Origin of the sequence: Novosphingopyxis iocasae, assembly GCF_014334095.1 — a bacterium.
Classification (GTDB): domain Bacteria; phylum Pseudomonadota; class Alphaproteobacteria; order Sphingomonadales; family Sphingomonadaceae; genus Novosphingopyxis; species Novosphingopyxis iocasae.
Map to the genome: position 1 here is coordinate 2,674,239 of NZ_CP060495.1, position 21,987 is coordinate 2,696,225.

The 21,987-nt window shown below is 59.8% G+C and carries 22 protein-coding genes; 10 read left to right on the forward strand and 12 right to left on the reverse strand.

Translation table 11 applies throughout. The annotated features are described in order from the left end of the window. The first annotated feature begins 1 nt into the window (after position 1). Both trmB and H7X45_RS12795 read left to right on the forward strand, forming a co-directional pair. Complete coding sequence (gene trmB / locus H7X45_RS12790) at positions 2-697, forward strand: tRNA (guanosine(46)-N7)-methyltransferase TrmB (protein ID WP_187335221.1); 696 nt, start codon at positions 2-4, stop codon at positions 695-697. A gap of 127 nt (positions 698-824) precedes the next feature. Next, a complete protein-coding gene (locus H7X45_RS12795; protein WP_187335222.1) occupies positions 825-2,039 on the forward strand; it encodes a tyrosine-type recombinase/integrase in 1,215 nt (404 codons plus the stop codon). A gap of 14 nt (positions 2,040-2,053) precedes the next feature. Here the strand turns inward: H7X45_RS12795 and H7X45_RS12800 are convergent, their stop codons facing one another. From H7X45_RS12800 to H7X45_RS12810, 3 genes are read right to left on the reverse strand one after another with little or no spacing between them, the layout of a single operon-like run. Next, positions 2,054-2,620, reverse strand: a complete 567-nt coding sequence (locus H7X45_RS12800; RefSeq protein WP_187335223.1) for a GntR family transcriptional regulator — start codon at positions 2,618-2,620, stop codon at positions 2,054-2,056. 35 nt (positions 2,621-2,655) lie between these two features. Next, positions 2,656-3,522, reverse strand: coding sequence for a phytanoyl-CoA dioxygenase family protein (locus tag H7X45_RS12805; RefSeq protein WP_187335224.1), 867 nt, complete (start codon positions 3,520-3,522; stop codon positions 2,656-2,658). Continuing rightward, positions 3,519-4,340: an acyl-homoserine-lactone synthase gene (locus H7X45_RS12810; protein WP_246449463.1), complete on the reverse strand. Its 822-nt coding sequence runs from the start codon at positions 4,338-4,340 to the stop codon at positions 3,519-3,521. The genes H7X45_RS12805 and H7X45_RS12810 overlap by 4 nt, the downstream gene beginning before the upstream one ends. A gap of 23 nt (positions 4,341-4,363) precedes the next feature. On the opposite strand from H7X45_RS12810, the gene H7X45_RS12815 reads away from it, so the two are divergent. After that, positions 4,364-5,443 carry a sensor histidine kinase gene (locus H7X45_RS12815; protein ID WP_187335225.1) on the forward strand — a complete coding sequence of 360 codons (1,080 nt, stop codon included), beginning with the start codon at positions 4,364-4,366 and terminating at the stop codon, positions 5,441-5,443. Here the strand turns inward: H7X45_RS12815 and H7X45_RS12820 are convergent. From H7X45_RS12820 to H7X45_RS12835, 4 genes are all read right to left on the reverse strand, one after another. Then, entirely contained in the window at positions 5,436-5,840 is a 405-nt protein-coding gene (locus H7X45_RS12820; RefSeq protein WP_187335226.1) for a response regulator, read from the reverse strand. The two genes, H7X45_RS12815 and H7X45_RS12820, sit on opposite strands and share 8 nt — an antisense overlap. 128 nt (positions 5,841-5,968) lie before the next feature. After that, on the reverse strand, positions 5,969-7,024 hold the full coding sequence (locus tag H7X45_RS12825) for a PepSY-associated TM helix domain-containing protein (protein WP_187335227.1): 1,056 nt from the start codon (positions 7,022-7,024) through the stop codon (positions 5,969-5,971). Next, a complete protein-coding gene (locus tag H7X45_RS12830) occupies positions 7,024-9,153 on the reverse strand; it encodes a TonB-dependent receptor (protein WP_187335228.1) in 2,130 nt (709 codons plus the stop codon). The genes H7X45_RS12825 and H7X45_RS12830 overlap by 1 nt, the downstream gene beginning before the upstream one ends. 193 nt (positions 9,154-9,346) lie before the next feature. After that, complete coding sequence (locus tag H7X45_RS12835; protein ID WP_246449464.1) at positions 9,347-9,757, reverse strand: MerR family transcriptional regulator; 411 nt, start codon at positions 9,755-9,757, stop codon at positions 9,347-9,349. 74 nt (positions 9,758-9,831) lie between these two features. Here H7X45_RS12835 and H7X45_RS12840 point away from each other — a divergent pair, with 74 nt between their 5' ends. The 4 genes from H7X45_RS12840 to H7X45_RS12850 are packed head-to-tail and all read left to right on the forward strand — an operon-like array spanning position 9,832 to position 12,134. Further along, entirely contained in the window at positions 9,832-10,194 is a 363-nt protein-coding gene (locus H7X45_RS12840) for a mercuric transporter MerT family protein (protein WP_187335230.1), read from the forward strand. Between the two features lie 11 nt (positions 10,195-10,205). Continuing rightward, a complete protein-coding gene (locus H7X45_RS12845; protein WP_187335231.1) occupies positions 10,206-10,547 on the forward strand; it encodes a heavy-metal-associated domain-containing protein in 342 nt (113 codons plus the stop codon). Between the two features lie 56 nt (positions 10,548-10,603). Next, on the forward strand, positions 10,604-10,774 hold the full coding sequence (locus H7X45_RS15285; RefSeq protein ID WP_425498171.1) for a GDCCVxC domain-containing (seleno)protein: 171 nt from the start codon (positions 10,604-10,606) through the stop codon (positions 10,772-10,774). Position 10,775: 1 nt separating this feature from the next. Further along, positions 10,776-12,134: a dihydrolipoyl dehydrogenase family protein gene (locus H7X45_RS12850; RefSeq protein ID WP_187335232.1), complete on the forward strand. Its 1,359-nt coding sequence runs from the start codon at positions 10,776-10,778 to the stop codon at positions 12,132-12,134. Between the two features lie 148 nt (positions 12,135-12,282). Here H7X45_RS12850 and H7X45_RS12855 read toward each other — a convergent pair whose 3' ends face one another. From H7X45_RS12855 to H7X45_RS15260, 3 genes are all read right to left on the reverse strand, one after another. Continuing rightward, positions 12,283-13,035 (reverse strand): LuxR family transcriptional regulator, encoded by a 753-nt coding sequence (locus H7X45_RS12855; protein WP_047819460.1) that lies wholly within the window; start codon positions 13,033-13,035, stop codon positions 12,283-12,285. Positions 13,036-13,219: 184 nt separating this feature from the next. Next, on the reverse strand, positions 13,220-13,621 hold the full coding sequence (locus H7X45_RS15255; protein WP_246449912.1) for a DUF2285 domain-containing protein: 402 nt from the start codon (positions 13,619-13,621) through the stop codon (positions 13,220-13,222). A gap of 190 nt (positions 13,622-13,811) precedes the next feature. Then, complete coding sequence (locus tag H7X45_RS15260; RefSeq protein ID WP_246449465.1) at positions 13,812-14,003, reverse strand: transcriptional regulator domain-containing protein; 192 nt, start codon at positions 14,001-14,003, stop codon at positions 13,812-13,814. Between the two features lie 408 nt (positions 14,004-14,411). On the opposite strand from H7X45_RS15260, the gene H7X45_RS12865 reads away from it, so the two are divergent. From H7X45_RS12865 to H7X45_RS12875, 3 genes are all read left to right on the forward strand, one after another. Next, positions 14,412-14,993 (forward strand): RNA polymerase sigma factor, encoded by a 582-nt coding sequence (locus tag H7X45_RS12865; protein WP_214645499.1) that lies wholly within the window; start codon positions 14,412-14,414, stop codon positions 14,991-14,993. 255 nt (positions 14,994-15,248) lie between these two features. Next, positions 15,249-17,471 carry a TonB-dependent receptor domain-containing protein gene (locus tag H7X45_RS12870; RefSeq protein WP_187335235.1) on the forward strand — a complete coding sequence of 741 codons (2,223 nt, stop codon included), beginning with the start codon at positions 15,249-15,251 and terminating at the stop codon, positions 17,469-17,471. After that, positions 17,471-19,618 carry an Atxe2 family lasso peptide isopeptidase gene (locus H7X45_RS12875; protein WP_187335236.1) on the forward strand — a complete coding sequence of 716 codons (2,148 nt, stop codon included), beginning with the start codon at positions 17,471-17,473 and terminating at the stop codon, positions 19,616-19,618. Before H7X45_RS12870 ends, H7X45_RS12875 begins: the two co-directional genes overlap by 1 nt. Here H7X45_RS12875 and H7X45_RS12880 read toward each other — a convergent pair. Together H7X45_RS12880 and H7X45_RS12885 are read right to left on the reverse strand one after the other, a co-directional pair. Next, positions 19,607-21,328 (reverse strand): asparagine synthase-related protein, encoded by a 1,722-nt coding sequence (locus tag H7X45_RS12880; protein ID WP_214645500.1) that lies wholly within the window; start codon positions 21,326-21,328, stop codon positions 19,607-19,609. The genes H7X45_RS12875 and H7X45_RS12880 overlap by 12 nt on opposite strands. Then, positions 21,325-21,939 carry a lasso peptide biosynthesis B2 protein gene (locus H7X45_RS12885; protein WP_187335238.1) on the reverse strand — a complete coding sequence of 205 codons (615 nt, stop codon included), beginning with the start codon at positions 21,937-21,939 and terminating at the stop codon, positions 21,325-21,327. Before H7X45_RS12885 ends, H7X45_RS12880 begins: the two co-directional genes overlap by 4 nt. Positions 21,940-21,987: the final 48 nt, after the last annotated feature.

Consider the following 21,987-nt stretch of genomic DNA (forward strand, 5'->3'; position numbering starts at 1 on the left):
CATGACGGCTTATAAGGAAGGCGATCCGACCACGCTCAACCGGCTCTATGGCCGTTCCAAGGGCAAACCCCTGCGTGAGCGGCAGCAGCGGCTGATCGACGAACTGCTGCCGCAGATATCCGTGCCGGATGAAGGCGCGGTAACGTCTCGCGCGCTGACCGGCATGGACCGGCCGCTGCATTTCGAGATCGGTTTCGGTTCGGGCGAGCATATGATCGAGCGGGCCGATATGCTGCCCGACCATGTGTTCGTGGGCGCGGAGCCCTTCGTGAACGGCGTCGCGAGCGCGCTGGTGCAGATCGAGGAGCGGGGCCTGCCCAATGTGCGCCTGCACAATGGCGACGCGCTGGAAGTGCTTTCCCGCGTACCCGACGGCTCGCTCAGCTTTGTCTATCTGCTGCATCCCGACCCATGGCCGAAAGCCAGGCATGCGAAGCGGCGGATGATGAACAAGGGGCCGGTCGACATGATCGCGGCCAAGCTGAAGCCCAATGGCGAGTTCCGCTTCGGAACCGATCACCCCGTCTATCTGCGCCACGCGCTGTCGGTGATGAAAGACCGCACCGATTTCGAATGGTTGTGCAAAAGTCCGACGGACTTCCTGACGCGTCCGGGCGGCTGGCCCGAGACTCGCTACGAGGCGAAGGCCCGGCGGCAGGGGCACGAAGTCTGGTACTTTCGATTCAGGCGACGCTAGACTACGCGGATTTTGTAAAAACAACGACTTAGCTAAAAGCGCGCACGCCAGAATTGCCTCCAATTCGCCCCTTTTTCCGCTTGCGTGATTACCCGGTGATTGCCAGAAAAAGGCCACGAGGTACTGCATGGCAACAGGAAAAATCAGCAAGCGCACGGTCGATTCACTCCCGGTTGGACCTAAGGAAAACTATCTTTGGGACACCGATCTCAAGGGCTTTGGCGTCAAGATTACAGCTGCTGGATCAATCAGTTACATAATCCAGTTCCGAATGGGCGGACGAGAAGCGAAGACCCGTCGTTTCACGATCGGATCACATGGATCGCCCTGGACACCGACTACTGCACGCTTGGAAGCTGAGCGATTGTTGGTGATTGTTGCGCAGGGCATTGATCCGGTTGATGCGGAAAAGCAGCGCCGCCGGGAAGCTGTCGACCTCGCCTTCTCGAATTACGCTGACCTCTTCACTCGCTCCTGCAAACGCGAGGGATGGCGTCGCCTGGTGGAGCGATCCATTCGCCTCTACCTCAAGCCCACATTCGGAATGAAGGCGCTGCCAGCGATTACGAAGATCGACGTCGTTTCGGTTCTCGATCAGATGCCGCCCAAGCAGGTGGCAAACCGGCGAAATGTCTTTGCCGTTATGCGCCGCCTGTTTCGCTGGGCCGTGAGTCGCGGAGATATCGATCGCAGTCCGATGGAGGGCATGGAAACGCCGCCTCCGGTCAAGCCACGAGAGCGCTGGCTCAAGGATGGCGAACTCCGCCATATCTGGAATGCGGCACCGGAATGTCATCGCTGCTTTGGTCCAATTGTCAGGCTTCTGATCGTAACCGGACAGCGCCGTGAAGAAGTCTCCGGGATGCACTGGCAGGAGCTCAGTCGCAGCGAAAGATTGTGGACCCTGCCCGGATCTCGAACCAAGAACGGAGAACCTAACTCCATTCCCCTCAACGATCTTGCAATCGCCGAGCTCGACCGGGAGGCTCGCGGCGAGAGGTGGCCGCGTAAGGGCCGTGTTTTCGCGACAGCTAGCGGGGCGGGCTTTACGGGATACGCCAAAGGGAAGGTGAAGCTCGACAGCCTGATCGAGGAACGTCGCGAAGAGCCGCTCGAAGCCTGGCGCCTTCATGATCTACGACGAACCCTCGCAACGAACTTCCAGCGGCTTGGCGTTCGGTTTGAAGTCACCGAAGCCGTTCTCAACCATGTGGGCGGATCTCGCGCCGGAGTCGCCGGCATCTACCAGCGCCACGACTGGAAGGACGAAAAGCGCCAGGCGCTCGATGCCTGGAATGACCACCTCGCGACGGTTCTGTCCGAGAGTGGAGAGACGACCTAAAATATTGGCGAGGGCTAGGGCGTCTGCTGGTTCAAACGTCCGACAAGAGCGGGTACCAGATCCTCAATGTGTTGATGATATGCGCGTACCGCTCGGTTTGAGCCATCGAACCCCTGCTGAGCTGTTCGCTCAATTTGCTCAAGGGCATGCGACGCCCCAAGCCAAATCTCCGGCTCGAGTTCACGTATCGGGTGGAGTCTGTCGCTAATGCGTTCGACCAAATGCACGCGAAACCGATTGCCTGAGTTTGCCGCGATGTCTCTGAAGACGTGCGCCAATCGGTCGGCATAAGCACCCTGAGTGACGTTGGATCCTTCGTCGATTGTCAGTGATTTGTGATCGTTGTCGGGAGCCTGCTCCAAAAGCAGGGCGTTGACTTGCAGAATGTCGCGCAAGGCCTGTTCGGTAAGCAGCGGTACGCGAAATCCTTCGCCGGGCGTGAGGTCGACCAGCCCTTCACCGACAAGCTGGTTCAGGCTGTCTCTTACCGGCGTCATGCTCACTCCGAAATCGTCAGCGAGTCGCATCGCCTCAAGCTTCGTACCGGCCCGGAAGCGCCCTTCCAGCAATGCATCTTTCAACCGCCTGTACGTAGGCTCGAGGACGTGAGCGGGACTCATCGTCCACCGCGGCGCGTCTTGGCGAACTCACGAACCGCTTCTTTCTGGTCGGGGCGCAGACCATCGGTTGCCTGAGGGAATTCGGGCACCTTGTCGCTCAGCAGTACCGACGGGCACTGCCCCTCGAAATTACCGAGGTTCGGGCGGTGCTGGACATAACCGGCGAGCTCGGCGAGTTCAGGCGAGAACTCTTTTGCTACTGCGGGCGGGTATGCGAGCCAGAGATTCTCGTAAGGTTTGAGCCAGCCGAGGCTATAGCCGATCACGACACCGCGGCGGACATCCTCGGTCTGGTTTGGTCCCGCTCCATGGACGGTCGAGCCGAGAAAGCAGATCGCATCTCCGGGTCCGCACTCGGCCACTATCGGATCATCGAGCTGATCAAGGCTTTCGATCGCTTGCTTGTGCGTACCGGGATATATGCGCGTTGCGCCGTTTTCTTCGGTGAACTCGGTGAGCGGCCAGATGACGTTGAGAAGATATTCGTGATCGCCTTTGCGGCCCGCCCACATATCCTGATCGCAATGCGGAAACTGTTCTATCTCGCCGGGGTTGATCGCGATCGCCTGGGCGACATTTAGCTGTATCCGGTCGCAGGCGCTGCCGAGAATTGAGCGGGCTAGCGATAGGACTAGCGGCTGCAGGACCAGATCGCCTGCGACCTTCGACCGGCGAAGGAGGCTTCCAAACCGTTTGGTCCGATACCCATAGAAGTCTCCCTTGCCGAGTGGCGCCTGCGCAAACGCACCTTCCAGGTCGGCATCGAGTGCGGCGATCTGTTGCTCGGCGACAAGTTGCGGAATGATGCAATAGCCATCCTCTTGAAGCTGATCGAGCCAATACGCCTCGCTCGGCGCAGTCATGCTGCCAGCTCCATACCACCATAGGCTTCCGGCTGAGGATTGCGGCAGTAGATCCCTGCGTTGGCGAGTTGCGCGCGTGTATCCTGGTCGATGTCGATGCGAAGAGCGACAAGCTGCTGGCCATCGATAGGAACGCACGGTCCCAGCTGCTGGCAGCGCCAGCCGAACTGGGCGATCTGCCGGAACCAGGGCACCGGGGCGACCGCCGAATAACCAGAGATCCCTTCCGATATTGCAAAATCGGCGAGTGCGGAGACGAGCTGGTTGCGGACACCCCGGCGATCAGCGCGCGGCAACGTCGGATCGATACAGAAACGGGTAATCTCGCGAAATGCCTCATCCTGCGGAACAGGTCCGGTGCACAGCTGCGGAAAAAGATCGCGCAAGATATGAGGTCCATCAGAACGCAGGAGCCGGGCCGATGCGCGATGCTCGCAATTTTCGCCGGTAAGGACGAGATAGGCGGCCGAGGGCGTATCGAACTGATCGATTTCAAAGGTCCCGTCGAGCACCGGAACGTCCCAGCCAAGAAGATCCACGAACACGCGCTTGCGCGCCTCGAACATGGCGCGAAGTGCCGGATCGACCAGGCTTGCACCATTTATACCGCTGCTTTGCTGCATGAAGATTACCTGTGATTTTGATGACTGCTTGCATCTCATCAAATCCGGATAGGCAGCGACATACCAAGAACTGGGGAGGGCCCCGTCTGGTGCTCTACAGGGCGAGTTTACTGACCGCCCCACCTGTGCGATGAGCTTCAGCGTTTGAAAATCAACAAGATACGACAGGTATCCTATCGGTCCGATTCTGTTCATCCCGGGAAGGTCACAAGCTGGCTATGAATGCAAAAGTCATCACGAATTTCCAGCTCGGCAGCCGCGAATCCTCCTCGGCGCCGGATGTCTTGCCCTTGGCTACAGAGCATGCGCTGCAATCCGCCGGAGCTGCTTTCCATGCGCTCGCCGACACCATGCCGCAGATGGTTTGGTCGACTCTTCCCGACGGCTCCCACGATTATTACAATGCGCGCTGGTATGAATTCACGGGTGTCCCTGTCGGATCAACCGACGGCGAAGGATGGACCGGGATGTTCCATGAGGATGACCAGGCCGACGCATGGAAGAAATGGAACCACAGCCTCGCTACCGGCGAACCGTACGAGGTTGAATATCGCCTGCGGCATCACAGCGGTGATTATCGCTGGATGATCGGTCGTGCGCTGCCGATCCTCAACGAGCAGGGTGAGATCCAGCGCTGGATCGGCACTTGCACGGATATCGACGAGCAGAAGCGCACCGCCCTCCAAAACGAAATCCTGAGCCAGGAGCTCAGCCATCGCATCAAGAACATCTTCGCGATTGTTTCCGGTCTGATCAGCCTGACAGCGCGCGCAAATGAAGCGTTCGGTGAAGCGTCGCGCGACTTGCTTGGCCGGATTTCCGCGCTGGGGCGCGCGCACGAATTCGTCCGGCCGCATAGCGAAAAGTCCCAGCCCGAGGGCAAGGAAGTGACCCTCGCCACGCTGCTTGCGACGATCTTCGAGACCTATCCTGCCTTTTCCGAAGGAAGGATTGCTATATCCGGCCCCGATATCGCGGTCGAAAGCCGCGCCGCCACGCCGGTCGCATTGGTGTTCCACGAGCTGGCTACCAACGCGATGAAGTACGGAGCTCTGTCCAATCCCAACGGGAGGATTTCGCTGGACCTGTCAACCGAGGACGAGATCGTCCGCTTCCGCTGGAGGGAACACGGAGCTCACATCGACAAGGCGCGTGAGCCTCAAACGGGTTTCGGAAGTCGCCTCATCGAGTTGGCCGTGAAGCAACAGCTAGGAGGCAATTACGAGAGAACCTGGCATGACGATGGCGTTGAACTCGTCATGGATGTCCGAAAAAGCAGGTTGCAGGAGCCTAGTTAAAGAAGAGCCTAAGACGGGCTGGCGGATCGAGTTTTTCGCCCTTTCGGACCGCAATGACATAGTCGAGAACCTGCTTTAGAATGCTAAGATCGACCGGTTTTTCCAGCGCGCCCAGTGTTCCGCTCACCCCTTCGCCGAGTTGTGCGGGATTGGCGGTTACGAAAATAACCTCGATCCCGAAATCCGCGGCAAGCTTCTCGCCGATCCTGGGACCAGTGGCTCCATCGGCCAGATTAACATCGACGAGCGCCACATCGATCGCTTCTGAAGCCTTTGCCAATGCCGACTCCATGTCGTCGGCTATTCCTGCGGATTCATGACCGAGATCGTGAACCACCGCCTCCATTTCGACAGCTATGAGGAATTCGTCTTCGACAATCAGAATGGTGGTCGGCATGGAAGGCTATCAAAAGTTAAATGACAAGGCTCTGTAATCAGGGGACGGACAGGGCGCATATTGGTTCCCTCGCCTCGTCGCATCCGGCTTCGATCAGAAGAGCTGCAGACTGCTGCCGCGGTTCCCGCTCAAGACCGGCTGCGGCGAGGCGCACGTCCCCGCCCGGCCCAGAAGCTCCATGACGCGAAGAGGCCGAGCATCGCCAAAGCCAAGCCCGCAAAACTCATGAATAAGCGCCACCCGATGCCGCCGACCTTCGCGGCATGTACCGGATAGTATTTCTCCGTAAGAGCCGAAGCGATGTCGCTGGTGGCCGGATCCTGCACGCCGACAACATGAGCGGCCCTAGGATCGATCCAGACGTATGTCCGGCCATTGGGCGTCCACTCAAAATCCTGCTTCAAGCGCAGCGCAAGCGGCGCACCTTCGGCTGCGGGCATCATCAGACGTCTGGGAACTGCTGATGGGAAAGCGGCCTGTGCTCGTGCCATAACGAGCGGCCAATTCGTCTGTTCGTCCGGAGGTTCGAGGTGTTCGGGGAGCGACGGCGCAATCTGTTCCTCCGTGACGGGAGACAATAGCCACGCCGAAATCGAAGGGAACACCATCATCGCACCGGTGAAGGCGGCGAGAATGAGCAAGGGCGAAGCAACCGCACCTAGGTCGCGGTGATGGCGAACAATGGCTGATCGCGTGAAGCGGGCAGGCCATATACGGAAGCGATAGGTCGTCCGGGTGCGCCACCAGAGAAGAAGCCCGGTGATGCAGAAGCCAACAAGCAGGATTCCAAGGATCCCGGTGATGGTTTTCCCTGCTTCTCCCATGAACAGATAGTGATGTAAATCGAACAGCCAGAGTTCGGGACGATCCCACATACTGACCCACCGTTCGACAAGCACACCGTCTTGGTTCAGATAAGCGCCGCTTCCATCGGCATAAATGACCTGGTGCAGTCCAATCTCATCGCTGGCGAAGGTAATTCGCGACAGTCCCGGTCCCGCCTTACGGGCTGCGGCAATCGTCTCGCCGAGTGCGGCAGGATCGGCCACAACCGGCTGATCGGCCCCAGGCAGCATGATCCAGCTTTCCTCCCACAACAGCACGGTGCCGGACAACCCGATCAGCGCGAGCAGGATGCCCACGATGCCGCCAGTCCAGCGATGCAGCCATGAGAGAAGCTTCATCAGAAAGCGCCGCGCCAGCTTAGCGTGAAGGTCCGCCCGCGGCCCGAATAGAAACGACTGTTGTCCGCGACCCGTACAGTGTCACTGTCGTAGGTCACGTACAATTCGTCGGTCAGGTTCGATGCGGCGAGCGCGAACTCGCCGATATCGCTACGATAGGCAAGGAAGGCGTCGAGCAATGTGTAGCCCTCAAAATCCGTAGCACTGGCCACGTCATTAAATTCTCGCGGAAGATAGAACCGTGCTTGTGTGCGCAGGCTAAGCGGACCGGAGGAATAGTCGGCGGCAAGATTGATCCGGTCAGGTGAAATGTTCGCCCCATCGAGATCCTCGTCCACGATCCCGTCGCTATCACTGTCGGTTCGGCCCGAAAGATTGGCATAGCCGCCACTGAAAGAGAGGCCCGGAAGGGGTGTCCGCCACGCGAGGCTGGCTTCGAACCCTTCGATCTCTATGGGTTGACGTTCGACCTCAAAGACGTCGTTGCGAAGAACAAGCAGCGATCCGAAATCGCTCGACGACCAAAAATAGCTCGCTGAAGCTTTGAGTGGGCCGCGATCCCATTCAAGGCCAAGCTCACGATTGTTCGAGACCACGGGTTCCAGTGAAAGGAAGTCGTCGACATCGACCCCGGTTTGGGTAATGCCGCGCAGGATACGGCCGACATCGGCAATAGTGAAGCCCTCGGCATAGCTACCGTAAGCACGGAGCCCGTCGACAGGTTCGACTATTACCCCAGCGTTCCACAAAAGGTCTTTGAACGACGGAGATCCGCCCTCCACCTGCACCGAACCATAGCTGGCGAGCGTCTGGAAATCATCAATGGATAGCTGGACATTCTCATAGCGCAGGCCCCCTGCTACGCGAACAACTCCATCGGCGAGCGCCAGATTGCTCTGCAGAAACGGCGCGAGGCTGCGGAAATCGCTTTGCGGCACCCACACCCTGCCGGTCTGTACCAGCGATTGTTCCGTCTGATCAAAGAGAGCATCGAAGCCTGCCGTTAGAACGAGATCTTCCAGGCCGGGAATAGCGCGTTCGTAGCTAACCTTGCCGCCTAGTTTACGCGACTGGTTGGCAGACTGATCGAAGAGTGTCCTCGACGGATCGATTGCAGGATCTTGGAATGTCCCAAAAACTCCGCCGCCGAACACATCGTTCGTGCGGCTGTAGAAGCCCTGCAGGATGAGTGTGCCTCCACCCAGTTCGGGGTCCACGAGCGAAGCCGATAGGAGCTCTGCGGTATTGGAGGGAGGGTCGCCCGGTGTGACGCCGCGCACGCTGGTGGACGGGACACCTGTAGCGCGATCGCCAGGAACGATGACGTAATTGGCATTTCCCTCGAGTTCAAAACGGTTGGCCACCACTTCAAACCGTGCACCGCTCGCAAGGTCATACCCCAGGCGCGCAAAGACAGACCAGCTGTCGCTGTCCTGGATTTCCCCTTGTGTTCCATCGACCCCGATCCTGTTGCCAGCACCATCGAAGAAGGCTCCACGCCGTTCGAGCGTTGCGCCGAAGCTCGCATCGAGCGGGCCGTCCCGATAACCCAGCAGGCCGCCTGATTTTGCTCCGATGCCTTCGCCGTCGAAACCGTCAGGCAGTGTAAGCTGGGCGAGTGCACGCACCGCAATGCCGTCCTCGCTCGGCGCACCGACCGTGACCTGGTTCACAACACCGCCAGTAGCGCCGACGCCCTGCAAGGCGTTCGAACCGTAGATCACTTCCACCCGATCGATGAAAAACGGGTCAATCGTATATCCATCACGCGAACCGTCTCGCACCGGTGTCGATTGGGGGATGCCGTTGATGGCGTAAAGCGGCGAACGGCCACGCAGGCTTTCGCCCGCCCCGCTCAGTTTTTCGCGGGTAGGCGAGAAGGAGGGCAAGAGCGCGGAGACTGCATCCACGGTCGAGCCGGAAATCTGCGCCTGGCGCTGGAGAGATTCACTGTCGATCACGTCCACAGTAAGCGGAAGGGCGCTTGCCGGTAGCTGGGTACGCGCCGCGGTAACGACGATTACGTCGCCGGACTGATCCATTTCGTCGGCCTCTGTTTGATGAACCGTCTGGGCCATGGCGGGCGAAACGAAAATGACTGCAAACGCGCTAGCGAGATATCGATACATGGACGGCTCCTTCAGAATCTGAAGGCGCCAATATTGAAATTGCGAATAATTCGCAATAGCAACATTGCGTTTTGCGGTGGTTGAACTGATCAGCGGCTCCGTGTCACAGCGTCGCACTTGGCTGAGCCAAAGGTTGGTCTCATGAAAGAATCAAAATAGATTCAAGCCGCGTACCCCCTCCAATGGCATTGCTTCACGGTCGAGCGGCAGGACCACGACCGAAGAGCGTATCGATGATGGGGCATTCTGGAACATTTCCGCCCTCGCAGCGGGCCGATACTTCGGCAAGGGTCTGCTCCAACCTTCTCAAGTCGGCAATCTTGGATCGCACGCTGGCCAGATGGTTACTGGTCAAATCCTGAACCTCGCCGCAGCTGTAGTCGTGCGAATCGACAAGGCTGAGCAGGCTTTTTAGCTCCTCGATCGAAAAACCCAGATCGCGGCCTCGCAGGATAAAGCCGAGCCGCGCCTGGTCGCCGGGTGAGTAGAGCCTGTGCCCGGTTGCCGTGCGCTCGGGCGGCTTAAGCAGACCGATCTTCTCGTAGTAGCGGATCGTCTCAAGGTTGCAGCCCGACTGTTTGGCCAGTTCGCCACGCTTGATCATTTGTGATGCTGTCATGAGCCAAATGCCAGTTAGTGCTTGAACCTGTAGTTACTACAGAGACTATATCGGTTTCCATGACCGATCAAACGCAAAAGAATGCGCACCAAATATGGGCAAGTGGAGGCGCGCTCGGCGCGATACTCGCCTCGTCCTGCTGTATTGCTCCGCTGTTGTTGCTGAGCCTGGGCATCGGCGGCGCATGGATCGGCAATCTTACCGCGCTCGAACCTTATAAATGGGTGTTTATCGCCATCGCGCTCCTCTTTCTGGGCCTTGGATTCCGGCACGCCTATTTTCGGCAAGCCGAACCTTGCGAAGACGAAACCTATTGCGCGCGGCCCGAAGCAAACCTGATCGTCAAGAGCGCCCTATGGCTAGCAACCGCTTTGATCGCTGCCTCGGCCACGGTCGATTGGTGGGCACCGCTATTCTATTAGGAGTTCGAAAGATGAAGAAGACGATGATCGCCGCAGTTGCGGTATTGGGGCTGGCCGGAGCGGGTATCGGGGCAGCAACCCTGTTGCCGCAAAACTCCGACGAACGGGTCCAACAAAATCCGGCATTCCTGCAAACGGCGAGCTTTGCGGTCGAGAATATGACCTGCGCGACCTGCCCGATCACAGTGCGGCGCGCAATGGAGAGCGTGGCGGGTGTGGAAGACGTCACGATCGATTACGAGGCGAAAACCGCCATCGCCCGGTTCGACCCTGCACAAACGACCACCACTGCCATCGCAACGGCGTCGACCGACGCCGGTTATCCAGCGACCCTTGCCGCGAGCCCGCTATGATCGCACTGAAGTCCGAGATCACATGCCCTACTTGCGGGCATAAAAGGATCGAAACGATGCCGAGCGATGCCTGCTGGTTTTTCTACGATTGCAAAGGTTGCGGTGTGAAACTCCGCCCCAATGTGGGGGATTGCTGCGTCTTTTGCTCATTCGGCACCATCCCCTGCCCGCCAATCCAGGAAGCGCGCGCCGATGGCACGGGCGCCGCATGTTGCGGAGGACGATGAGATGAATACGCGAAACTTCGATCTCATAGTGCTGGGTGTCGGCATGGCAGCCGTAAATGCCGCCAACAAATGCGCCTCTGCAGGTTGGTCGGTCGCGGTGGTCGACGAACTGCCTTATGGCGGCACCTGCGCCCTACGCGGCTGCGATCCCAAGAAAATGCTTCGCCGCGGGGCGGAAATCATCGACGCGGCGCGGCTTATGCACGGCAAGGGCATCGAGCCGAACGACATCGCGATCAGCTGGCCCGATCTGGTTGCATTCACCCAGACCTTTACCGACAAGATGCCCAGCCGGATCGAAAATGGTCTGGAGAGCAACGGCGTGACTACGCTTCACGGGAAGGCGCGCTTCGTCGGCGAAGATACTGTCGAAATCGAAGGCGAGGGGCAGTTCCAGGCAAACCACTTCCTGATCGCGACGGGCGCCAAACCGCGACCGATAGAGGTGCCCGGTGCCGAACATCTCACCGACAGCACTGAGTTCATGCGGCTCGATGCGCTGCCCAAACGCATCTTGTTCATCGGCGGCGGCTTCATCTCGTTCGAGTTTGGCCATATCGCAGCACGCGCCGGCAGCGAGGTGTGCATCATCGACCGTGGCGAGAGACCGCTTAAAGGTTTCGATCCCGATCTCGTCGAAAAACTCGTGGCGCGGGGCAAGGAAGTCGGCGTCCAACTGCGACGGCGCACGTCACTCAAATCGATCAAGAAGGACGGGACTGACTTTCTTGTCACGGTAGAAACGGACAGCGAAACGAAAGATTTGCGCGCCGACCTCGTCGTCCACGGCGCGGGCCGCGTCCCAGCAATTGACCAGCTCGATCTGGCCGCAGCCAATGTCGAGGCGGGTGACAAGGGCGTTGCGGTCAACGCCTACCTGCAAAGCACGTCCAACCCGAAAATCTACGCTGCCGGGGATGCCGCCGACACGCAGGGCGCTCCGCTTACGCCTGTCGCGGTTTTCGAGGGCAAGGTAGCTGCGTCCAATATGCTCATGGGCAATGGCACCAAGCCGGATTATTCGGGAGTTCCGAGCGCTGTATTTACCGTACCAGAGCTAGCCCGTGTTGGCATGCTCGAAGAGGAAGCACGAGAGGCCGGGCACGATATCCGCGTCGTCGAGAATGACACCGGCGACTGGTATTCCAACCTTCGCGTTGGCGAAAGCTGCGCTGCAACCAAGGTCATAATCGATAACGACAGCGACACTATCATGGGCGCTCATTTACTCGGCCCCGAATATGGCGAAATTATCAACTTCTTCGGTCTCGCGATCCGCCTTGGGCTGACGACTAGCGATCTCAAGAAAATGGTTTCAGTCTACCCTAGCGTGGGATCGGACCTTGGCTCAATGGTGTGATTGTGTTGAAGAAACGGTTGAATAAGGGCTTCGGCATTTTCTGATTTGCCGACACAGAGAGATGCCTGCATTGTGAACCATGCACGCTCCATTTGAGTCGACGAAATGGAGATCGACTAGCCGAAGCTCTTGAGCTCGTGTGACACGTCTATCCGACATCGCGCCAACGGATGATGTCGGCAAACCCGATCAACCCGTCGAACAGCGCCGCGACGACGAGGGACTGTTTACAATGGACCTGGTAGCGTTCGCGGGCCATCTTGAGATGCTGAATGACGGTTTCGGTACTGATTTCGAGTATCATGGCCGTTTCAGCTGCAGTCTTCCCTCTTGCAACCCAGAGCAGACACTCCCGCTGCCGATCGGTCAGGGAGGGAACCTTCTCATCGAGTCTTTCTGAGCTCAGTCCCAGTGCACAGCTCAAAGCCAGCGTCCCGATCACTTCCGCGACGGCGAAACGCCGTCGGGGCAGTTCTCGATCGGGTCGAACAGCAAAGGTGCAGGTACCGCGCCCTATCCCGGGTAAGTGCCGCGGAACGGTATAGCCATTGCCAATTCCGCATTCCCGGCCAACATTGAGCATCTGACGGTCGCCGCGCGTGAGAGGGACGAGTTCGTCAATCCAGTCCCAGGCAAAACCGATGATGGTCTTGTCGCAGGCTCTTCGCACCGGATCCTGCCCTGCGAGGTCGAAGGCGATATAGACTTTCGCCCATTCGTCGGGATAGTCGTGCAATAGCAAGCCCGGTGCCTCGCACGATGTCGAACGCATCTCCAGGCTAAGTGCGAAGTGGTCGAAGCCAAGGCGTCGGGAAACCTGTTTAAGGGCGCCATCGAGTTCAGTGTCCGAACGAACATTGATAAGTTCAGTTGCGAATTCCTCCGCGAGATATGCGTACATAGACCTGCCGTTCGATCGGCAGCACGCAATCCAACACGCCGCCACCCGACCGCCTGCTCGGTGCCAGACAAGACGGTTCCATTCCACCCTTTCCGGCTGTTGCAGTTGCGACCCTCAAGGTCTGGTTCCAATCCGGGCGCGCCACAAAATTCAGCGGCTTGCCCAAGGAAAAACCATAGTGCATTCAGTGCGTTTGAAAAGGTCGGAACCGGCTTTGGCGAAGCAGGTCGAGATAGCCGTGCGACGCCATCCTCCGTGCTTCGGCGACAAGACGCTGGGTCTGTCGGCGTTGCGATGACGATTTCCAGTCTATGGCGCGTTGCGCGGATAATCCGCGATAGACGAGGGTTCCCGCAATCTCTCGGAGGGTGACACCCTCAGGCGCTCTGGCCAGATTATCGAGTATGGCGAGCAGCAAGTGGAGGCGTCTGGACTGATAGGTGGTGGGCCGTAAGGGGTATCGCTTGGTGGGCAGAGCGGAGCCATCAACGCAGCGGTGAAACGCATCGAGCGCCGCTAGCCTGATCGGAACCGACTGGTCTTGAGGGATCAGATAATTGTCTCCACCCAACCGGGCTGAGGCCATAACGAGCAGCCGGTGACGAGCGCCAGTATCGGCGAGGGCCAGATGATCTCCCGCATTGCTCGCTCGTTTGGCGATCAGGTCGCACGCTGCGCGCGCCGCCTTGACTGCGCCGCTACCGCTGAGAATTACAATATTGGGGTTTTCCTCGGCTCGCCAGATCGCCGGATCGCTGCGAGCCGAAAGGTCGGGATCAATCGGGAAATTCAAGGCCCCATGAACGCGCCATTCGGCGGCAAGCTGGGGATTGCGCGTCGAAGCCGCTAGCGCTGGCGATCCGTGCGTATTGTTGCCGGTAAGAGGAATTGCGGCGCAGGAATTCCTGCGCGAAATCCGAAAAGTCGTATCCGCCGACCCGGTCGTTGCTGTCAAATGGTCGAGCCATGAAGCACCTCCTTTCTCGCCGATTTCGCTAGAGGCGCCAGCACCGCGCCGACATTCCATGACCTAGGGGGCCGCCTCCCCAATATTGGGCATATTTGATCAGGCGCTCGCCGAGACCGTTGCTTTCTTAGGGAAGGCGACGACCGCCGCCACAAGCGGGTCCAAAACGGCTCTACTTACCTCTTGCAAGCCATTCCTATGTTGGGCAGATTGACAGCGCGCGGATTGATATTCTGGCACCGTCCGCGTGGATCTTTCCGCCGGACATCATGCACGCCGGTCCATCGCAGGCCCGGCGGCCGGACCGATCAAGGGGCACAAACCAGGCCCCGGACGGCGGCACAGACCTGGAACCCGCACGCAGTTCGCCACGGCGAACTCAGGTTGCGGTCGCCTCCAAGTTCGAAGCATGACTCAAATTGCCGCCGAAATTCGGCACCAATCTCCCCAGTGCATGGGCCCCGCATATTGCGCTGCAAAGCTAAGCCGAACGGTCGGTCGCCGCCGCACACTCGATGCCCTCTACCGCGAGGAACGGGCTGGACTGATCGCATATCTTGCGCGCCGCGTGGGCTCCGAACGCGCCCGCGACCTAGCACAGGACGTGTTCCTGCGTGCGGCGACCAGCAAGCAGCTAACGGAACTCGTCAATCCGGCGGGCTTTCTGAGGCGGATTGCATTCAACTTGCTGGTGGACGAGGCGCGGCGGCAAAAGTGCCGGGTCAGGACCCAGCCACTTCTGGAAAACGCAGACGCGCCAAGCCGCGCCGCGCAAGAAGATGCCGTACACGCTCGTGAAGCCCGGCACGTGTTGGAAATCGCGCTCGCAGAGCTCCCCCAAAAGACCGCGCGTATCTTCGCGATGAACCGCTTCGAGAAGAAATCCTACCGCGAGATACATCTTGAGCTCGGCATCGCACTGCCGACCGTCGACTATCACATGATGAAAGCTCTTGCGCATTTGCGTCAAGCGCTGGGTCACAGTTGGTGACTGCAGGCACCCAGCCCAAAGGGATCACTCAAAATTTAATTTCAATTGAAACTAAGGTGCTCAGAAAAGCGAGCGTCATCCTCTGTAGCGGCCGGACCGCGCCAAAACAGGGAGATATCAATGTCGTCGACAATTCGCACACTTTCCGTCCTTCTAACCGGGGCAGCATTTGCAGGTGCCGCTCCTCCTCTTTTCGCCCAAGACAGTCCAGGCGAACAGGCACAAGATAACGCTGCCGAGGTTGGCGATACGGCTTTGGACGACGAAAGTTCTGCGATCGTTGTCACGGGAACGCGAATCCGAGGCGCACGGGTCATCGGTGAAGTCATCGAGCTTGATCGCGAGACGATCGTCGAGGCCGGCCAGGTGGACCTCGGCGAAGCGATCCGCAGCCTACCCCAGAATTTCTCGGGCGGTCAGAATCCCGGAGTGGGTTCGGGTGCCGGGCTCATCAACAGCAATGTGAACTCTGCGGCCAGTGCGAACCTGCGCGGTCTGGGTCCCGATGCGACGCTTACGCTTCTCAACGGCCATCGCCTTCCATACGATTCCGCCTTCGCAGGGGTCGATATTTCGGCAATCCCGCTCGCGGCGGTAGACCGGATCGAGGTCGTCCCGGACGGCGCGTCGGCGCTATACGGGTCCGACGCTGTCGCCGGCGTGGTCAATGTAATCCTGCGCCGGGATTTCGAAGGCGTGGAAACATCGGCCCAGATCGGCGCGAGCACCGATGGCGGATATTTTCGCCAGCAGGCCGATATCGTCGGTGGAACCCGGTGGGATGGCGGCGGATTTTTCCTCGCCTATGATTTCACCAACAACTCCGATATCGAGGCGGGGCAGCGATCCTATGCGGCCTCGCTCGACCCTGAGACCACGCTGTTTCCGTCACAGGAACGGCATGCCGTGACGCTTTCCGGACATCACGAAATATCACCCGGTATCGAGGCAAGCGTGGACGCACTTTATTCGCGGCGCAGTTCGGTTCGCATCACCGGGTCTTCCACGTTCCGCCAGACCGCCGATCCAGTGGTCGAATCCTACACGCTCGCACCGTCGCTCAAGGTCGATATCGGAGCTTCGTGGCAGCTGTCGGTGCTCGGTGTTTTTGGACGCGACAGGACGCGCTACCGCACGACCTTTACACGGCCGTCGGCCCCGACAAGCGTGACCGAAGGCTGCTTCTGCAACGAGGTCCTGTCCTTAGAAGCAGGCGCGGAAGGGCCGCTCTTTGCATTGCCGGGAGGCGATGCGCGCCTCGCATTTGGTGCAGGCTTGCGCGACAATTCGCTCGATTTCTCCCGCTCGGAAGGCGGCATTCTCATTATCGCTTTCGACGAAACGCAGCGGGCCCGCTTTGCCTATGGGGAGCTGTTCCTCCCGTTCGTTTCGTCGCGCAATGCGATCGGAGGTATCGACGAGCTAAGCCTCTCGCTGGCCGCACGGCATGAAAGCTATCCCGGTCTCGACAGCCAGACCACGCCGCGCATCGGCTTGGTCTACGCACCCACCCCAAGCTTGACCCTGCGGGGAAGCTGGGCGAGATCGTTCAAGGCACCAACGCTTTACCAGAGGTTCATTCCGTACCAGACCATCGTGCTGCCGGCCTCGATTTTCGGCGCAGGTACGGCTCCGGAAACCGTCTTCATAACAAGCGGGGGCAACCCCGATGTGACCTCGGAACGTGCGCGCAGCTGGACAGCAGGTTTCGAATTTCGTCCGCCGTCAGTGCCGGGTTTGCTCGTGTCGGCCACCTGGTATGACATTCGCTATCGCGACCGGGTGGTTCGCCCCATTGCAGGATCGGTTGTCGCCGGTTTTCGCGATCCGGGTTACGCAAGCCTGATCGATTTTTCGCCCGATCCCGCAATCTTTTCTGGGCTGATCGACAATTCTTTGTTCGGCCTCGAAAATTTTTCCGGCTCGCCTTATGATCCGGCGAATGTCGTAGCCTTCATCGACAACCGCAATCGCAATGTCGCCGTTTGGGCAGTCGAAGGGATCGACGCGCGGATTTCGTGGGACCACGACCTCGGTAACCAACGCAGACTGGGTCTGGAAGTCGCTGGCAGCTGGCTCGACAGCAATCAGCAACTGAATTCCGACCTACCAGAGGTTCAGCTCGCCGGGACGATTTTTAATCCGCCGCAATACCGCGCACGCGGCGTGGCCCGCTTCGAAGCCGGCGCCTTCAAGGCCAATGCGGCAGTCAATTATATAGGAGCACTGGAAGATCCGCGTTTCGGCGTGGCGGAACGCCTGTCGCCTAGCGCCACACTCGATCTTGGCGTGAGCTACGATGTGATCGGTGGCGAAGGACGCAACCCCGGCCTCACACTGTCGCTGACCGTACAAAACATGTTCAATGACGAACCCGAGATCATCGGACAGACGGGCCCGACCGATACGCCTTTTGATTCGACTAACTACTCCCCTATCGGACGGTTTATTGCATTCGGTATCCGGAGGCACTGGTGATGTCGCTGGCCCTCGCTGCAGCGTTGTCTCAATCCATCGTTCCGCATGTGGACCTGCCGCCACCGCAAGAAGATCCGTGTGCAGGTTTCGAAGTGGCAGGGGATCTATCGGGCAGTGGCCAGCGGGCCTTTACGCTCGATGATCAGGTCAGGATGGCCGACATCGGACGCGCCAATCCGCTCGGCGCTGCCCGGGCCTTCGGCGTAGCGCCCGACGGCGAGCGCATCGCTTTCCTCGTAAAGCGCGCAAATCCGGAAGCCAACGCCTATTGCCAGAGGCTCATGATTGCGGCGATGGACGGAAGCGGTGCCGACGTCGAGGTCGACCGTGGCGGCGAATTCATCCGCGATGATTTCCCGCTCCGCGACTTCCCCGCGATTATGAGCGGATGGGACAGGCCCAACCCGCCCCGCTGGTCTCCGGACGGCTCCCGGATCGGCTATCTCAAGAGGCTGGACGGTTCGACCCAGGTATGGCTGGTCGATCCTGACCGAACGGTACCACCGCGACAGGCGACCGCCCTTCCCGATAATGTCGATAGTTTCGCATGGACGAACGACGGAAGTGCACTGATAGTCGCAACGCGCCCCGGGATACGCATCCAGTCAGAGGCTATCGCACACGAAGCGGCCGAAGGATTTTTGTTCGACGAGCGTTTCTCGCCGCAATTCGCCGATCGGCCAATCCCGACCGGACGGCTTGAAACGCACTATAGCTATGTGTCGCTGGCGAATGGCGAAGTGCGGGTCGCGAGTTTGGAAGAAACGCGCCTGCTCTCGGACGAAGCGCCAGAGGGCCTCCCCGATAGAGCCCGCGCCTATGCCGAGAATGGCGAGGGGATTGCGGCGTGGCTCGAGCCGAGCGAGCCCACTCGGCTGATCAGCCCCACCTGGCTTGTCGTCGCTTGGCCTGACGGTAATCGGCTTGTCTGCGAACAAATGGCCTGCGAAGGGATCCGCGAGCTGTGGTGGACGAGCGATGGAACCGCGCTACTCGCCCTTCAAGCTACGGGCTGGGCAAACAGTCAGACCGCCATTCTGCGATGGGATCTTGGTGAGGCGCAGCCGCGCCAGATCCTGCTTACCGAAGATGCGCTGGTCGGATGCATGGTGGCCGACGGCGAATTGCTGTGCGGCCGCGAAGGGGTCGGTCAGCCTCGCCGTCTGGTTGCAATCGATGCCGTCACCGGTGCAGAGCGCCTCATACACGATCCCAATCCGCAGCTTAAGGATAGCACCTTCGGGACCGTTGAGCGCCTCAGGTTCCGCAACGCCTTCGGGGCCGAAAGCTATGCCGATCTTGTCCTGCCACCGGACCACCAGGCCGGGCAACGTCATCCCTTGGTCGTCGTGCAATATACAAGTGTAGGGTTCCTGCGCGGCGGTACCGGGGACGAGGTTCCCATCCATCCGCTGGCCAACCGCGGTTTCGCCGTGCTCAGTTTCGATCGTCCGGACTTTTCTGCCGCAGCGCTTGGCGCGACCACCGAAGAGGAGCTGACCCGCGCCAACCGCGCAGACTGGATCGACCGTCGCAGAGTCCAATCCTCGCTCGAAACCGCAATCTCGCTCGCCATCGATACCGGTGCGGTCGATGCTGCGCGGATGGGCATCAGCGGCTTCAGCGATGGCGGGTCGACCGTCCAGTGGGCGTTGATCAATTCGGACCTCTTCCGGGTCGCCTCGATGGGCTCATGCTGCGAAGACATGTATTCTTACCCACTCGCCGCGGGTCCGCGCTTTACAGATTTCGTACGCGCGATGGGATATCGTCATTTCGAGCCTGGCACCGAAGAGTTCTGGCAACCCATGTCGCTTATTCTCAATGTCAATGATGTCGATGTGCCAATCCTAATCCAGACCGGCGACAGCGAATATGAAGCGGGCCTCGATGTCTTCGAGACCTACTCGCACCTCGGGCGACCGATCGAGCTCTACGTCTTGGAAGAGGAGACCCACATCAAGTGGCAGCCCGCACACCGTCAGGCAATCTACCGGCGATCAGTGGAATGGTTCGAATTCTGGTTGATGCAGCGGATCGACTGCGACCCGGCAAAGGCAGGGCAATATGCACGGTGGCTGGCGATGGATGGCGCGCCGGCCCGGGAGAACCTACGATGCTCGGATGGTCGCAGCTCATTCCCATGAGCGCGACCAGTTCTCAGCCTCGACGAGGTCCAGCAGGCGGTAGACCAGCGATCCGCGCCGCGCTGTTTCGAGCGTGAAAGCCTGCTCGACAGCTGCGCGATCAATCACACCCTGTTTCGCCAGTAGACCATCGAGAAGCAGGTCACGAAGCACGGCGCGATGACGGTCGAAGGCGCCTCGAATGAAACTGTCGGGTCCCGCCTTGGACATGCGATTGAGAACGCTGCGAGGAAGCAGGTCCGCGAAGGCGGCGCGGGCCAGCGCACGGTTCTGACCGCCTGTCACCCAGGTCCAGGTGGGGACGCCGAGGCAAAATTCGAGCAGGGGCTGGCTCATCAGCGGGGAGAAGCGCGCTGGCCCGGGACCCAACCCGTGCATATGATGCTGGGCGCGCATGATCAGCGCAAGATGATCGCGCTTGCCTGTGTGGCGCCGGGTCGCCAGGCGATGCCACGGCGTCAACGGTTCGGGCAAATCCTCCAGGATGGGCCCATCGGCAAGCAATCGGCTGTCTGGCGCGAATTCCTTCTTCGAACGCCGCCCCATCAGGCGCTTGCCAGTCGCGCGCAGCATGGTCGGCACATCGCAACCGGTGACACGGCACATGTCTGGCAGAGTTTCGAAAAGTGCCGCCCTTGGTCCCTCGTTGCGCAGCCGGTCGATGATAGGCGCCGCAGAATGGAGAAAACAGAAGAGATTATCGCCGCCATTGCCATCGAGAACGATGGATTTTCCGAGGTCGGCGGCCCCTTCGGCAAGCAGCGCGTCGACCACCGTCAGAAACCCTTTGCGACCGGGCCGTGGAAGACCGGCGGAGGCACATACGGTGGGACGGTAATAGGCCGTATCATAGACCCGCCGTGTGAAATCCGCCCCGAGATGTTCGGCCAGCAGCCGTGCATAATCGCTTTCGTCGCCGCTGCTGTCCAAGGTCGCCAGCGTGATACATCCGAAATCCCTGTCTCCGGCGGCGAGTGCGGAGCACAGAAAAGAGGAATCCACCCCGCCTGAGGTGGCGACAGCCACAGGTCCGAACCGGTCTGTCCATGCAGCGCAGGTCCGGGTTGCCAACTCTCTCAGCTCTGCGGCAGCATCGCCAACCGACGCAGCGCGCCCTTGAGGAAGGTAGTCCGACGCACTCCAGACGGGGAGTTCAAGTTCCCGATCTCCGCCGGTCACCATGAGCGCACCGGGGGTGAGCTCATCGACATCTGCCAGACAGGTCTGTTTCTGTCGCAATTCCGGATAGCGAAGGAACGACGCGAGCGCGGCCCAGTCGACCTTGAGGCGATCTCCAACAGCTTCTCCGAGCAGACAGGCATCGGACGCGAACACCACATGCGTCTGGCCGATTCTACGGTAGACGGGCAACAGACCGGAGGGATCGACCAGCAATGCAAGAGTGCGGCGCCCCGGATCAGGCAGGACCGCAACGTAGGCGCCCCAGTAATCCCGAACAAGCCGTAGGGCGGCGGTCTGGGCGGACTCGAATTCAGATAGCGGGACAGCGTCGACCGAGCGGGCGGTGTGTGCAGAGAAGACGCAACCGATCAGGTCGCCTTGCGGCCCCAGACTGACTTCGGGAGTGTCATCGCTGGTCCAGAATGAGGCGTTGTCACCGCAAACATCGTCAGGACTTGCGCTTCTGCGAACGGCCGGCGGGACGCCACGCCGACGCGGGACGGCAAGCACGAAACGGCCCTGTTTCAAATTATCAGAATCGGCGTGTAGCGCCGAACTTCTTCCAAGCTGTCATTCAGCACAATGTCGCCATGCTGGACCCAGGCATGGGCACCGAACGGCCGGTCCTTCACGCCAATAACAAGATGCGTGCGGTGTCTCAGCTTTGCGAGCCGTAATTTCAACGCGATCGAACGCGGGAGACAGCGGTCTGCGGCCGAACGCAGAAGGCGGGCGTGCTCGAAAGCACGCACGGTGGGACCGGACCGGAATTTCATGGAATCGTCCTGCGTGCGTTGCTCGGCCAGGTGGCGAAGTTCAACGAGGACCGTCTGGAATGATGTCCGCGCAAGGCGGTGTTCGATCCGGCGCTGCGACCAGACAGCTGCGGCCACATCGGCCAGCCGGAAAGGTCCGTTACCAATATCATGGGAAACACGCTGCGGGACGAGCCAGTCCGCAGGGCGCGGCATTGGTGGCGGCTGATGCCAGGACACAGCCGCTTCGATGCCGAGCCTTTCGAGAAACACGTGTTGCGCTCCGTCCGCCAAGGCAAAATACCGGTCCCGCGCGATGTCGAGAAAGATGAAACGTTCGCTCACCTTGCACCACGCGAGAGCATCGGGATCCGGATTGACCATGAACTTTCTATGAGGAGAAGGGGCGCGGCCAGGTCCGGCACGCGCCCC

What these genes read in the sequence shown, in the direction of transcription:
- H7X45_RS12810 (WP_246449463.1), bottom strand. Translation starts at nt 4,340, where the DNA reads ATGAACAGAATCGGACCGATAGGATACCTGTCGTATCTTGTTGATTTT.
- H7X45_RS12850 (WP_187335232.1), top strand. Translation starts at nt 10,776, where the DNA reads ATGAATACGCGAAACTTCGATCTCATAGTGCTGGGTGTCGGCATGGCA.
- H7X45_RS12855 (WP_047819460.1), bottom strand. Translation starts at nt 13,035, where the DNA reads ATGTACGCATATCTCGCGGAGGAATTCGCAACTGAACTTATCAATGTT.
- H7X45_RS12875 (WP_187335236.1), top strand. Translation starts at nt 17,471, where the DNA reads ATGTCGCTGGCCCTCGCTGCAGCGTTGTCTCAATCCATCGTTCCGCAT.
- H7X45_RS12825 (WP_187335227.1), bottom strand. Translation starts at nt 7,024, where the DNA reads ATGAAGCTTCTCTCATGGCTGCATCGCTGGACTGGCGGCATCGTGGGC.
- H7X45_RS15260 (WP_246449465.1), bottom strand. Translation starts at nt 14,003, where the DNA reads ATGGCTCGACCATTTGACAGCAACGACCGGGTCGGCGGATACGACTTT.
- H7X45_RS12830 (WP_187335228.1), bottom strand. Translation starts at nt 9,153, where the DNA reads ATGTATCGATATCTCGCTAGCGCGTTTGCAGTCATTTTCGTTTCGCCC.
- H7X45_RS12885 (WP_187335238.1), bottom strand. Translation starts at nt 21,939, where the DNA reads ATGGTCAATCCGGATCCCGATGCTCTCGCGTGGTGCAAGGTGAGCGAA.
- H7X45_RS12835 (WP_246449464.1), bottom strand. Translation starts at nt 9,757, where the DNA reads ATGATCAAGCGTGGCGAACTGGCCAAACAGTCGGGCTGCAACCTTGAG.
- H7X45_RS15285 (WP_425498171.1), top strand. Translation starts at nt 10,604, where the DNA reads ATGCCGAGCGATGCCTGCTGGTTTTTCTACGATTGCAAAGGTTGCGGT.
- H7X45_RS12845 (WP_187335231.1), top strand. Translation starts at nt 10,206, where the DNA reads ATGAAGAAGACGATGATCGCCGCAGTTGCGGTATTGGGGCTGGCCGGA.
- H7X45_RS12840 (WP_187335230.1), top strand. Translation starts at nt 9,832, where the DNA reads ATGACCGATCAAACGCAAAAGAATGCGCACCAAATATGGGCAAGTGGA.
- H7X45_RS12820 (WP_187335226.1), bottom strand. Translation starts at nt 5,840, where the DNA reads ATGCCGACCACCATTCTGATTGTCGAAGACGAATTCCTCATAGCTGTC.
- H7X45_RS12865 (WP_214645499.1), top strand. Translation starts at nt 14,412, where the DNA reads ATGACTCAAATTGCCGCCGAAATTCGGCACCAATCTCCCCAGTGCATG.
- trmB (WP_187335221.1), top strand. Translation starts at nt 2, where the DNA reads ATGACGGCTTATAAGGAAGGCGATCCGACCACGCTCAACCGGCTCTAT.
- H7X45_RS12815 (WP_187335225.1), top strand. Translation starts at nt 4,364, where the DNA reads ATGAATGCAAAAGTCATCACGAATTTCCAGCTCGGCAGCCGCGAATCC.
- H7X45_RS12805 (WP_187335224.1), bottom strand. Translation starts at nt 3,522, where the DNA reads ATGACTGCGCCGAGCGAGGCGTATTGGCTCGATCAGCTTCAAGAGGAT.
- H7X45_RS12795 (WP_187335222.1), top strand. Translation starts at nt 825, where the DNA reads ATGGCAACAGGAAAAATCAGCAAGCGCACGGTCGATTCACTCCCGGTT.
- H7X45_RS15255 (WP_246449912.1), bottom strand. Translation starts at nt 13,621, where the DNA reads ATGGCCTCAGCCCGGTTGGGTGGAGACAATTATCTGATCCCTCAAGAC.